The organism is uncultured Abiotrophia sp. (assembly GCF_938010525.1).
Taxonomy (GTDB): domain Bacteria; phylum Bacillota; class Bacilli; order Lactobacillales; family Aerococcaceae; genus Abiotrophia.
In genome coordinates this window covers 1-11,804 of record NZ_CALLVK010000017.1, presented here as the reverse complement: position 1 = coordinate 11,804, position 11,804 = coordinate 1, and the positions used below count along the sequence as shown (strand labels likewise).

At 45.0% G+C, this 11,804-nt stretch carries 12 protein-coding genes; 2 read left to right on the top strand and 10 right to left on the bottom strand.

The window, feature by feature from the left end:
* Positions 1-87 precede the first annotated feature (87 nt).
* Positions 88-2,070, bottom strand: a complete 1,983-nt coding sequence (gene uvrB / locus Q0339_RS03170) for an excinuclease ABC subunit UvrB (RefSeq protein WP_298077352.1) — start codon at positions 2,068-2,070, stop codon at positions 88-90.
* 233 nt (positions 2,071-2,303) lie between these two features.
* Here uvrB and rpsT point away from each other — a divergent pair, with 233 nt between their 5' ends.
* A complete protein-coding gene (rpsT, locus tag Q0339_RS03165; RefSeq protein WP_070755429.1) occupies positions 2,304-2,561 on the top strand; it encodes a 30S ribosomal protein S20 in 258 nt (85 codons plus the stop codon).
* An 80-nt stretch (positions 2,562-2,641) separates the two neighbouring features.
* On the opposite strand, the gene holA is transcribed toward rpsT, so the two are convergent.
* From holA to Q0339_RS03145, 4 genes are read right to left on the bottom strand one after another with little or no spacing between them, the layout of a single operon-like run.
* A complete protein-coding gene (gene holA, locus Q0339_RS03160) occupies positions 2,642-3,664 on the bottom strand; it encodes a DNA polymerase III subunit delta (protein WP_298077350.1) in 1,023 nt (340 codons plus the stop codon).
* Positions 3,665-3,716: 52 nt separating this feature from the next.
* Positions 3,717-4,442 (bottom strand): gamma-glutamyl-gamma-aminobutyrate hydrolase family protein, encoded by a 726-nt coding sequence (locus Q0339_RS03155; RefSeq protein WP_298077348.1) that lies wholly within the window; start codon positions 4,440-4,442, stop codon positions 3,717-3,719.
* 46 nt (positions 4,443-4,488) lie between these two features.
* The gene (locus tag Q0339_RS03150; RefSeq protein ID WP_298077347.1) at positions 4,489-4,827 is read right to left on the bottom strand and encodes a glycine cleavage system protein H; all 339 of its coding nucleotides are present in this window, start codon (positions 4,825-4,827) and stop codon (positions 4,489-4,491) included.
* Positions 4,828-4,851: 24 nt separating this feature from the next.
* Positions 4,852-6,048 (bottom strand): FtsW/RodA/SpoVE family cell cycle protein, encoded by a 1,197-nt coding sequence (locus Q0339_RS03145; protein ID WP_298077346.1) that lies wholly within the window; start codon positions 6,046-6,048, stop codon positions 4,852-4,854.
* 225 nt (positions 6,049-6,273) lie between these two features.
* Here Q0339_RS03145 and Q0339_RS03140 point away from each other — a divergent pair, with 225 nt between their 5' ends.
* Entirely contained in the window at positions 6,274-6,969 is a 696-nt protein-coding gene (locus Q0339_RS03140) for a histidine phosphatase family protein (RefSeq protein ID WP_298077344.1), read from the top strand.
* 129 nt (positions 6,970-7,098) lie between these two features.
* Here the strand turns inward: Q0339_RS03140 and Q0339_RS03135 are convergent, their stop codons facing one another.
* The 5 genes from Q0339_RS03135 to Q0339_RS03115 all read right to left on the bottom strand — a co-directional run bounded on the left by Q0339_RS03135 (position 7,099) and on the right by Q0339_RS03115 (position 11,755).
* Entirely contained in the window at positions 7,099-7,374 is a 276-nt protein-coding gene (locus Q0339_RS03135) for an HU family DNA-binding protein (protein WP_023390831.1), read from the bottom strand.
* 137 nt (positions 7,375-7,511) lie between these two features.
* A complete protein-coding gene (der, locus tag Q0339_RS03130) occupies positions 7,512-8,825 on the bottom strand; it encodes a ribosome biogenesis GTPase Der (RefSeq protein WP_298077342.1) in 1,314 nt (437 codons plus the stop codon).
* Positions 8,826-8,902: 77 nt separating this feature from the next.
* Positions 8,903-10,156 carry a 30S ribosomal protein S1 gene (gene rpsA, locus Q0339_RS03125; protein WP_298077340.1) on the bottom strand — a complete coding sequence of 418 codons (1,254 nt, stop codon included), beginning with the start codon at positions 10,154-10,156 and terminating at the stop codon, positions 8,903-8,905.
* A gap of 158 nt (positions 10,157-10,314) precedes the next feature.
* Positions 10,315-10,986 (bottom strand): (d)CMP kinase, encoded by a 672-nt coding sequence (cmk, locus tag Q0339_RS03120; RefSeq protein WP_298077339.1) that lies wholly within the window; start codon positions 10,984-10,986, stop codon positions 10,315-10,317.
* Between the two features lie 91 nt (positions 10,987-11,077).
* The gene (locus tag Q0339_RS03115) at positions 11,078-11,755 is read right to left on the bottom strand and encodes a LysM domain-containing protein (RefSeq protein ID WP_298077337.1); all 678 of its coding nucleotides are present in this window, start codon (positions 11,753-11,755) and stop codon (positions 11,078-11,080) included.
* Between the last annotated feature and the right edge of the window lie 49 nt (positions 11,756-11,804).

Genomic DNA, 11,804 nt, shown 5'->3' with positions numbered 1-11,804 from the left:
TTCCGAATTTTATCAAAAGATGCCAGTAAATTTACCCACCTGCCCTGTAAATAGTTCAAAAGGCAGGAAGCGATTCCTGCCTTAAGCTTATTTATAGGCACCCTTAAGTTCCATAATCATGTCACGCAGATCGGCGGCTGCTTCGAAATTGAGATCCTTGGCGGCCTGACGCATTTCCATCTCTAAGCGTTCCAACTGCTCTTCTCTTTGTAGACGAGACAGCTTGCGGAACTGCTTGAGGAGGGACTCTTGCTTATCCTCGTTTTCTACATCGTGGGTAATCCGGATTAAATCGCGAATCTCCTTCTTGATGGTTTGAGGAACAATCCCATGTTCTTGGTTGTAGGCCATTTGGATAGAACGACGTCGCTCTGTTTCTTCAATGGCATACTGCATAGAGGCCGTAATCTGATCCGCATACATAATGACGCGTCCATTAGCATTACGGGCTGCTCGGCCGATGGTTTGTACCAAGGAACGTTCACTCCGTAGGAAGCCTTCCTTGTCTGCATCCAGAATAGCCACCAGGGTGACTTCTGGCACGTCCAAGCCCTCCCGTAAGAGGTTAATCCCGACTAAGACGTCAAAGACACCTAGACGAAGGTCGCGAATAATTTCCGTTCTCTCCAGGGTCTTAATATCACTATGCAGGTACTTGACCTTGATATCTAGCTCCTTGAGGTAGTCGGTCAAATCTTCCGCCATTTTCTTGGTGAGGGTAGTGATAAAAACCCGCTCATCTCGCTCAGTTCGAGCCTTAATTTCAGCCACTAAGTCATCAATCTGACCTTCAATTGGCCGCACTTCAACTACTGGGTCTAAGAGGCCCGTTGGTCGGATGATTTGTTGAATGACCTCACCACCCGTATGCTCTAGCTCATAAGGTCCTGGCGTCGCAGAAACATAAATAATTTGGTTCACATGTTCCTCGAATTCTTCTAAGCGCAAAGGTCGGTTGTCCAGCGCACTTGGCAAACGGAAGCCGTAATCAATCAACTGCCGCTTGCGGCCCCGGTCACCATTATACATACCGCGGATTTGCGACATGGTGATATGGGACTCGTCCACTACAATCAGAAAGTCATCTGGGAAGAAGTCCAAGAGTGTATAAGGTGCTTGACCTGGTGCCCGGCCATCAATATGGCGAGAGTAGTTCTCAATCCCACTGCAGTAGCCCATTTCTAGCATCATTTCCAAATCATAGGTGGTTCTTTGCTCTAGGCGTTGAGCTTCTAATAATTTATTGTCTGCCCGCAATTCAGCTAGTCGCTCTTCCAATTCCTGACGAATGGAGTCGACCGCCACTGCTGTCTGTTCTTGGCTGGCCACAAAGTGAGTCGCAGGGAAAATAGGATAATGGTCTACATCGTATTTAATTTCGCCGGTTAGGAAATCAACAACGCGGATGCGTTCTATCTCATCCCCGAAGAATTCCACCCGAACCACTTCCTTGTCGCGCGAGGCCATGAAGATTTCTACCACATCGCCTCTTACTCGGAAGGTCCCCCGTTGAAAGTCAATGTCATTTCTAACAAATTGCATTTCAACCAAACGCGCCAGGAGAAGATTACGAGCTATCTCCATACCTTCTCGCAAGGACAAGACATGATTGCGGTAGTTGTCAGGGTCAACCAAACCGTAAATACAGGAAACAGAGGCCACCACAATGACATCACGGCGTTCAATTAAGGCTGAAGAAGCCGAATGGCGGAGTTTGTCAATTTCATCGTTAATGCTGGCGTCTTTTTCAATATAAGTATCAGACGATGGCACATAGGCTTCAGGCTGATAGTAGTCATAGTAGGAGACAAAGTACTCGACCGCATTGTTTGGGAAAAATTCTAGGAGCTCACTATAAAGTTGCCCAGCTAGGGTCTTATTATGAGCCAAAACCAAGGTCGGTCTGCCCGTTTGCTTAATAACATTGGCAATAGTGAAGGTCTTACCGGTCCCTGTCGCCCCTAGCAAGACCTGCTCCTTAACGCCATCATTGACCCCTTGGACCAAGGCTTCAATTGCTTCCGGCTGATCCCCACTTGGACTATAGGGAGATACTAATTGAAAATCCATGCCCTCTCCTCCTTCTATCTAGTCAATCAATACGCGAACAAATTTTCGCTTCTTTTCTCATCATAACAAAAAGCTAGTCCCCTGTCTAGTCCAAGGACTTAGAAGTAAAGCTAGACGAATTTGAATTATTTTACATCTTTTTATTGCATACTGACCGGGTTTTCATGTATAATAAGGCTTGTTGACTTAGTCCTTTGGACTATAGACAAATCGCAATGAAAGAGGTGACTCAAATGGCTAACAACCCATCAGCAAAAAAACGTATCCGTCAAACAGCTACTAAGACTGAAAGCAACCGTGCACACGTTTCTGCAATGCGTACTGCGGTTAAACGTTTCCGTTCTGCAGTAGAAGCTGGCGAAGCAAACGTTGAGGAATTATTCCGTCTAGCTGCTAAAGAAATCGACAGCGCAGCAACTAAAGGTTTAATCCACAAAAACAAAGCAGCTCGTGACAAGTCACGTTTGGCTCGTTTACTTAAAGCTAACTAAGAAAGTAGGCTACCTTGAGGGTAGCTTATTTTTTTCCCTTGAAACACAAAAATTACTGGAACAGCTATCTGCTCCAGTAATTAGGGACTTCCTGTAATATAACGACTCACTAGTAAGTCAAATTGTATTTCCTTGACGCCAATGCCTTGTTTGAGCTGAAAATCAGCCTCTGCAAGGGCATCGTAAAAATCATAGAGCTGTCTTAAATCTAAGCGTCTAACAGTCTCTAAAGCCAATTTAACGCGATAGGGATGGACGCTTAATTGTTGCGCTATCTCAGCTTGCTGATAGCCCTGGTGTCCAAGTAATTTGACTTGAATTAACAAACGAAACTGACTGACTAGGAGCGCGTGCAAGGCCACGGGCTCGTGTTTGGCTAGGAGTAAATCTTGGTAGATTTGGACTGCCTGACTTAACTTCCGCTTCAAGACTGCCTGAGACAAGCTAAAAACATCCGTCTCAAGGCTTCTCGGCACCAAGTCTTTGATGACTTCTAGGGTGATAGGCTTGCCTTGGTTGCTATATTGGGCCAATTTGTGGAGCTCCGCCATAGCTAAGGTCAAATCATCATTGACTCTCATACGTAACTCTTCTAGCCCCTCACGGCTAATCTGGAGCGTGCTGTCTGCCAGATAGGCCTGGAGGTAGGCTCCCGTTTTCTTAGCATCTAAGGGCGCCACATCGACCCATTTGGCATGCGTCTGAAAAGCCTTGGTCAGCTTCTTGCGTTTATCAACTTGGTTACTGTCACAGAGCCAAATCAGCAAACTGCCAGGATTAGGATCTGCCAAGTAGGCTAGGAGTCGCTTCTGGTCTTGGTCATCGATCTTAACCTTAGAGTTTGAGACCAGAATCTGGGCATTATCAATCAGGACAACACGCTTATCTGCAAAGAAAGAGAAGGCATCTGCCTCGTCCAGAATGGCGGCTAATTCCGTGTCATTCAAGTCGAAGCGACTAACTTCAAAGCTACCTGCCTGATCTACTTGATCAATCAGGGCATCCTGCAACTGTTGCCGCAAATAGCGCTCGCTACCAGCTAGAAAGTAATTGGCCCCTAATTGGCCCTTGCGAATTTGGCTGATGCTAGCTTGAAAGGTCATGCCTGTCCCCTCCTTTCTATTTACTTCTTACTTAACTTAAGAACTAACGAGCCTACTTGGCCTCAAGCGAGCGCTCGATTAAATCTTGGAAAATCGCCATGCTGCATTCATCGTGTTTGGTCAAGCGCTCTGGATGCCATTGAACCCCCAGAATAAGGGAACCTTCTTGGCTTTCAATCGCTTCGATAACCCCATCCTTACTGCGGGCTGACACAATTAAGCCCTCTCCTAATTTCCGTATGGCTTGGTGGTGAATGGAGTTAATGAGGCAACCATCAGCCACTAATTGAGACAGGTAGCTACCGGCTTTTACCTTGATGGAATGGGTTGCCATGCTTGGACGTGATTTTTGGACGTGCTGAATGGTCACATTGGCTTGGCCTGCTAAATCCTGATAGAGGTTACCGCCCAGAACAACGTTGACCAGTTGCATGCCTCGGCAAATAGCTAAAATAGGTTTGCCCTGAGCCAAGGCCTCCTTAATAAGCGCCGTTTCGACCGCATCCCGCGTTGGCGAAGTAGCTTCAATATTGACATGTGGCTCTTCATTATAGAGATATGGTGAGATATCCTCCCCGCCGGTCAAAACCAGACCATCAATGAGGCTCACGTAGTGGGCAGCACAAGTCGGCTCCGTCATAGGTAGGATAACCGGGGTCCCACCGGCCAAGCGTACTGCCTCCGTATATCCCCAAGGGGAGTAGTTTACCTTAAAAGATTTGAATTTATCTTCAGGGGCTTGCATAATGTTGCCCGTCACACCGATTACTGGCCGCATGGTCATTCCTTCTTTCTATATCTAGCTAGTAAGCTAGTGAGTGGGGTTATTCCTCTTCAGTGAGTGCCTCAAAAGCCTGAAAATCCACTTGACTTAATTCAATTAACCAGTGGTCAGCTGGATCCTTAGAATCCAAGAGGCTAGGATTTGCTTCTGCCGCCTCATTTCGCGCTACTACTTGGCCTTTAAGGGGGCTAGCGACTTCAATGGCCGCCTTAGAAGCTTCTAAATTAACTAGGGTATCATCGACATCTAATGCTCCAAGTGGTGCAATATTGGCGTAGGAGATATCGCCTGCATCACATTGAAGCTGGTCCGTCATGCCGATACGATAACAGTCTGGGCCAACTGCTTGGACCCAAAGTTGATTGCCATAACGTGTCATAGTGCTTAATCCTTTCTTCATCACTTAGAATTCCGAGTCGTTCTGACTAGAGAACATGTAGGAACGATGGTGATAACGCATAGACAGAATCAGCCCAATCCCAATCATATTCCCTAGGAGAGCAGACCCCCCTTGTGAGACGAAAGGTAACGGAATCCCCGTAATTGGCAAGAGCCCAATATTCATCCCAATGTTTTCTAAGATATGGAACATAATCATGGTGATAACACCTGTCGCAATATAGGTGTAAAATTCATTCTTGGTCTCAAAACAAGTTTGCACCATTTGGTAAATTAACATGAAGTAGACAAAGAGTAGCACCCCTGCCCCAATAAAACCAAAGTTCTCACCAATAGTCGTAAAGATAAAGTCAGACTCACGGACTGGTACAGGGACTTGAGAGACTCCAAAGCCCTTACCAGATAATTGCCCTGACCCAATGGCTTTAATAGATTGAGCTAACTGGTAGGCATCACCACGCGTATCATCGAAAGGACGGAACCAAGAGTCAATCCGGGCGATTTGGTATGGTCGAACCAGACCCGTACTTAGCAAGAATTCGCGTTGAAAGGCAGCCAAGTAGATGAGCACCCCACCAACGATAGTAACGAATAAGGTAATTGGTAATAGAATCTTCCAAGAAATGCCTGACATCAACACCATCCCCGCAGTAATGGCTATCAAGACCAAGTTGGTCCCCAAGTCGTTTTGACGTTGAATCAAGAAGAGTGCTGGAGCAGCAAATAGCATGATTTTTCCTAGCAGTAGCCAGTCGGTTTTGAGGCTACGGTTGGTGTATTCATTATTATGTTCCGTAATAATTCGAGCCATAAAGACGATATAGGCAATCTTGAAAATTTCCGAAGGTTGGAAACTAATCGGCCCTAAGCGGAACCAAGAACGCGCCCCTGTATCGGCAGCTAACCCTCGGTCGTGGAAGAAGAGGACGGCAATCAAGAGAACCAGCCCCACTCCATAAAAGATTGTAGATAGCTTCCAATATTGCTCACTATCAAATTGAATAGCCACTAAAATAGCAATGGCCCCAATACAGTACCAGAGTGCATGGTAGAGTGTCGGCAAAATGGATTTGTTCTCAATCATGACGGTAGTGGCATAAAGGCTCGCTAACCCAATAATGGCCAAAATCATGACGTTCAGGATAATCCCATAGTCAATGCGCGACTCTGAATGGTTATTCAGGCGTCTCACTGTTCTCATTAATAATCATTCCCTTGTTGTTTATAGTTGAATGGTTCTCTGCATTTTGCAGAGTAGAATAGACAATATTAAGGTTACCACATTTTGGCGCAAAATGCACTTACTGGCCAATTCTTTTAGCTGATTTTATTCCTATAGTTGGTTATAAGTAAAAATCATAACCTTGGATGACAGTCTTGGTTCAGGATGCTATAATGTAAGTGTATATGACAAGGAGGCTATCCAATGACTAAAGGCATTACTTTCTACTTCGTCAGACATGGCGAAACTTATCTCAATCGCTTGGGTCGATTCCAAGGTTGGGCTGATGCTCCCCTTACCCCAGAAGGCCTAGAAGTTGTCCATCAATCTGGCCGTGGCCTTGCCGACGTCAAATTCGATGCTGTCTACACGAGTGATTTAGGGCGGACCATTAAAACTGCTCAAATTCTCTTGGAAGAAAACCACCACAGCCAAGATTTAACTATCACCCCCATGCCGGAATTTCGCGAAGTCTTCTTCGGTTATTACGAGGGACTAGAAGCTCAATCCGTCTGGCGGGATATGATCGCTGAAACTAACCAAGAACTGGGCCTCCCGCGAGATGCTGGCATCCAAGTAGAAGCGACTATGAATAAAATGAAGGCTTCTGATCCTACCGGTATGGCTGAGAATTATCCAGAATTCTGGCATCGTGTTGAAACAGGTCTCCTAGAGCTCTTAAATCGCCATGCTGGCAGTGACCACAAAATATTGGTAGTCTGTCATGGTCTGACTATTCAGAACCTCATCCATGGTCTAGTAGCGGATTTTGAGTTGGGCGACCCTCTAGCCAACGCCTCGGTGACAACCGTTAAGTACCTGCATGGCCAATTCCAGCTCATCGCCTATAACCAGACCGAGCATTTTAAAGATATGGTTGATGTCATGGAACTTTTATAGAATAAAACACTTAAGGACCTAGGTTAAGACCTGGGTCCTTTTGCTATCTACTAGCTTGCACTAAGGATTAAAAAAAGAGGCTGAAAGCTAAGTTTCAACCTCTGTTACTTTACTTATGGATGACTGTTATTATTTAACAGCGTCTTTCAAGGCTTTACCAGCTTTGAAGCCTGGAACCTTGCTTGCAGCGATTTTGATTTCTTTACCAGTTTGTGGGTTGCGGCCTTTACGAGCTGCACGTTCACGCACTTCGAAAGTACCGAAGCCGATTACTTGAACTTTTTCACCTTTTGATAAAGTTTCTTGGATGGTTTCGAACAACGCTTCAACAGTTGCCGTTACATCTTTCTTAGTTAAGTTAGTTTTAGCTGCTACTTTTTCTACTAATTCAGCTTTGTTTGCCATAATAAAACTCCTCCTAAAGTATGCGTGGTTACGCGTTTTTCCATAGCAGAATGCTATTTCTTGTATAGATTACCACATAATAGGCTTTAATACAATAGATTCGCCTTTGAAAATTTGATTTTTTAGCACTTTTCGCCTTATTGTCTCGCTCTCGTAATCAATTTAATCGGGGTTCCCTCAAAATAAAATGATTGACGCAATTGATTCTCTAAGAAACGCTCATAAGAGAAGTGCATGAGCTCGACGTCATTGACGAAAGCCACGAAGGTTGGTGGGTTAACAGCTACCTGAGTCAAGTAGTAAATCTTGAGACGACGGCCCTTATCTGTTGGGGTTGGATTCATGGCAACTGCATCCATTAAGACATCGTTCAATACCGAAGATTGAATGCGACGATGACGATTATCGTAGATAGTCTTCAAGAGTTCAGGTAACTTATTGAGACGTTGGCCTGTATGGGCACTAACGAAGAGAATTGGCGCAAAACTCAAATATTGGAAATGAGCACGAATCTCCTTGGTAAAGGTCTCAAATAGTTTATCACTCTTGTCCACAGCGTCCCATTTATTGACCAGGATGACCATACCTTTACCGGCCTCATAGGCATAACCGGCTACCTTCTTATCTTGTTCACGAATCCCAGTCTCAGCGTCTAGGACCAAGCAGACAATGTCTGAACGTTCAATTGCGGACATGGCCCGTAGTACTGAATACTTCTCAGTGTTCTCGTAGACCTTGCCTCGCTTACGAATACCGGCAGTGTCAATCATGGTATAGCGCGTCCCCTCTTCATCTGTGAAATGGGTATCGACTGCTTCACGCGTGGTCCCTTCGATATTGGAGACGATGACCCGCTCTTCCTTAAGAATGGCGTTAACTAAACTGGACTTACCGACATTAGGACGACCTATAAAGCAGAACTTGATGACATCTTCTTCCTCAGTTTCAGCCAAGTCTGTTGGAAAGTGGCTCACAACTGCATCCAAGAGATCCCCTAAACCCGTCCCGTGGGAACCGGAAATAGGATAGGGGTCGCCATGCCCTAAGGCATAGAAATCATAGACCATTTGGCGCATTTCTGGGTTATCTGCCTTATTAACAGCTAAGACAACCGGCTTATTAGTCCGGTGCAAGCGATGGGCAATCGCCTCATCTGCATCCGTCAAACCTTCTTGCATGCTAGTCAAGAAAACAATGACATCTGCCTCTTCCATGGCAATATCAGCTTGGTAGCGGACTTGATCCATAAGGGGCTCATCAATCATATCAATCCCACCGGTATCAATGACCCGGAATTCACGACCTAGCCATTTACCTGTTGCATAGATACGGTCACGCGTCACTCCTGGATAATCTTCAACAATGGAGAGTCTCTCCCCCACCAATCGGTTAAATATTGTGGACTTTCCCACATTTGGGCGGCCTACAAGGGCCACGGTTGGCATGGACATAAGGTCTCCTCCTTCATTTTGGGTTTATGACACGAAAAAGACTGACACTCAGGCCAGTCTTTCGTGGTTACAGTGGCTTATTCTTCGGTGTTAAGGTCGCCGAAAGCACCAGCTAACACATCACCTAAAGTGAAACCTTCTGCTTCTGCTACGATTGTAGGAGCTGGTTCAGCTTTAGCTCTAGGTTTACGTGGTTTTGATTCGCGTTTTGGTTTGTCGCTCACTTCGCCTTCAGGGCGTGCTGGACGTTCCAACAAAGCCTTGATAGACAATGATAAACGTTGGTCTTCTGGGTTAACGCTCAATACTTTCACGTCAACTTCTTGACCTTCTTGTAATTTCTCACCTGGAGTTGCAATATGCTCGTGAGAGATTTGAGAAATGTGAACCAAACCTTCTACGCCAGGTAATACTTCTACGAAAGCACCAAAGTCAGTCAAACGTTTAACAGTCCCTTTGAGGACAGTCCCTTCACCAGCTTTTTCTTGGATGTTTTCCCATGGACCTTCTAAAGTATCCTTGATAGAGAGTGATACACGGCCGTCTTCTGGGTTAACTGAAAGAACTTTAACATTTACTTTGTCGCCTACATTCAACACATCGCCTGGTTTGCGGATGTGAGAGTGAGAGATGCGGCTCAAGTGAACCAAACCATCTACATCGCCCAAGTTAACGAAAGCACCGAAGTTAGTTAAGCGAGCAACTGTCCCTTCAACGATAGAACCTTCTACCAAGTTAGCTAAAGCAGCTGCACGTTTCTCTGCACGTTCGCGTTCAGCGATTTCTTTGTGAGAGAGGATTAAACGGTTTTCTTTTTCATCAAGTTCAACGATGACAAAGTCTAAGGTTTGACCTACGTATACTTTGAGATCTTCTACATAGAAAGAATCCACCATAGAAGCTGGCACGAAAGCACGTAAGCCTAAATCTACTACTAAACCACCTTTAACAGCTTCTTTAACAGGTGCTGTGATGATTTCTTTGTTATCGAATTTTTCTTTGAGCTCTGCCCATACTTTCTTAGACTCAAGGCGTTTTCTTGAGAGTAAGAAGTTCCCGTTTTCTTTGTCACGGATTGGTTTTAAAACCACTACTTCAACTTCATCACCGATGTTTACTACTTCAGTTAATTCGTTGAATGGTTTTGCTGAAAGTTCACGACGTGGAATTACACCTTCTAAACCGCCACTTTCTTTAATTGAGACACGTACTTGGTTATCTTCAAAAGCCAAGACGTCCCCTTTTACGACATCACCAGGTTTGATGTCTAAGACGCTATCCAAAGCATCCTCCATTGTTTGTAATTGTTGGTTTTCTACAGTTTCTGTCATCTACCAGTTCCTCCTAAGGCAATACTCAAGCGTTGTTCAGAAAATTTTTACGATTTGTGAACCTACTTAGCATCTATTTTATCAAATTCTAACCGATTAGTCTAGTCATAATTGCAATTTATTCTTTAATAGTCGAATTTTGCTTGGCTTTTAAGGCCTTACATTCGCTTTTTAATCATCTCCGTCAGTTTGGTCAAAAGTGAATCCAAGGTCTCATGGCTGGTATCAACTAAGATGGCATCTTCTGCCTGTTTAAGCGGACTGTGTTCACGAGTACTATCATAGAGATCACGCGCTTCAATATCCGCTTCAATTTCAGCCAAGGTTTGATCAGTCATGCCCCGCTCTAAGTTTTCCTTATAGCGACGCGCAGCTCGAACGGCCACATCAGCGACGAAGAAAAACTTAATGCTGGCATTAGGTAAAACCACCGTCCCGATATCGCGACCATCCATTACCACGGATTCTTTGGCGGCCATGGCTTGTTGCATGGCAACCAAAGCCTCACGAACTTGGGGCTGAGCTGATACTTCAGAGACCGCTTGCGTCACCGCAACACTACGAATAGCAGATGAGACATCTTCCTCCCCTAGGTATACGTGTTGTACTCCATCTTGGCGACGGAAGGACAAATCAAGTTGGGCTAATAGGTTCTCTAAGGCCGCCTGGTCCTCTACACTCACTCCTTGTCGCTGCGCCGCTAAGGTTACTGCACGATACATGGCTCCTGTATCAATGTAGGTAATACCTAATTGGCCAGCCAATAACTTAGCGACCGTACTCTTGCCTGAGGAAGCAGGCCCGTCAATTGCGATTGTCAAATGTGTCATCTATGCTTCATCCTCTTCTATCTCTCTACAAAAAATAGAGCTTAGTTTCCTAAGCTCTATTCTACCCTAAAACTAGGGAATTCTCAATTTTTTATGGGATAACAATGGTTTGACCAGGTAAGATGGTTGTTTCAACCGTCGCACCATTAGCAGCTAACAAGGCATCCAGAGAAACCCCATTATTGGCTGCAATCCGGTACCAGGAATCCCCTGCTTGTACCACATAAGTCGTACCACCTTGGTTTTGCTGCTGCTGACCTTGTTGGTTTTGACCCTGTTGTTGACCTTGCTGGTTTTGGCCTTGTTGTTGACCTTGTTGGTTTTGGTTAGGGTGTTCACCTTGCTGGTTATTCAAGCCTTGACCAGATTCACTTGCTTTTGACTCAATGCTTGAAGCTGAGGCAAGAGCAGAACTAGATTCACTAGCGCTGCTAGAGCTTGCACTTGAACTTTCGGCACGAGAGATTGATACTTGTGAAGCAGTCCGTGGTGATGGATTCTGTGGACGTGACGCATTGACCCAGAAGAAGAGGATAAATGGTACAATACATACGCAGATAACCATAAAGAGCAAGACCTTTGATAAGGTAGTTGCCTCACGTTCTGGTTGGTTACGAGCTGATCGTGAATATTGACGATTTTTTAAGTTTTCGTCTTCACCAAATTTGTTGTTCCAAGGCATTCTAAATCTGCTTGACGTTTCCGATGATTGATTTGATGATTCATTCAAATTCTCTTGATCGAAATTTGATTTTTGTTCTTCAGACATCAAAATTCCTCCTAAAATATGATACAATGTGACTAGATCCGTGAGGGGC

What these genes read in the sequence shown, in the direction of transcription:
- uvrB (WP_298077352.1), bottom strand. Translation starts at nt 2,070, where the DNA reads ATGGATTTTCAATTAGTATCTCCCTATAGTCCAAGTGGGGATCAGCCG.
- rpsT (WP_070755429.1), top strand. Translation starts at nt 2,304, where the DNA reads ATGGCTAACAACCCATCAGCAAAAAAACGTATCCGTCAAACAGCTACT.
- holA (WP_298077350.1), bottom strand. Translation starts at nt 3,664, where the DNA reads ATGACCTTTCAAGCTAGCATCAGCCAAATTCGCAAGGGCCAATTAGGG.
- Q0339_RS03155 (WP_298077348.1), bottom strand. Translation starts at nt 4,442, where the DNA reads ATGCGGCCAGTAATCGGTGTGACGGGCAACATTATGCAAGCCCCTGAA.
- Q0339_RS03150 (WP_298077347.1), bottom strand. Translation starts at nt 4,827, where the DNA reads ATGACACGTTATGGCAATCAACTTTGGGTCCAAGCAGTTGGCCCAGAC.
- Q0339_RS03145 (WP_298077346.1), bottom strand. Translation starts at nt 6,048, where the DNA reads ATGAGAACAGTGAGACGCCTGAATAACCATTCAGAGTCGCGCATTGAC.
- Q0339_RS03140 (WP_298077344.1), top strand. Translation starts at nt 6,274, where the DNA reads ATGACTAAAGGCATTACTTTCTACTTCGTCAGACATGGCGAAACTTAT.
- Q0339_RS03135 (WP_023390831.1), bottom strand. Translation starts at nt 7,374, where the DNA reads ATGGCAAACAAAGCTGAATTAGTAGAAAAAGTAGCAGCTAAAACTAAC.
- der (WP_298077342.1), bottom strand. Translation starts at nt 8,825, where the DNA reads ATGTCCATGCCAACCGTGGCCCTTGTAGGCCGCCCAAATGTGGGAAAG.
- rpsA (WP_298077340.1), bottom strand. Translation starts at nt 10,156, where the DNA reads ATGACAGAAACTGTAGAAAACCAACAATTACAAACAATGGAGGATGCT.
- cmk (WP_298077339.1), bottom strand. Translation starts at nt 10,986, where the DNA reads ATGACACATTTGACAATCGCAATTGACGGGCCTGCTTCCTCAGGCAAG.
- Q0339_RS03115 (WP_298077337.1), bottom strand. Translation starts at nt 11,755, where the DNA reads ATGTCTGAAGAACAAAAATCAAATTTCGATCAAGAGAATTTGAATGAA.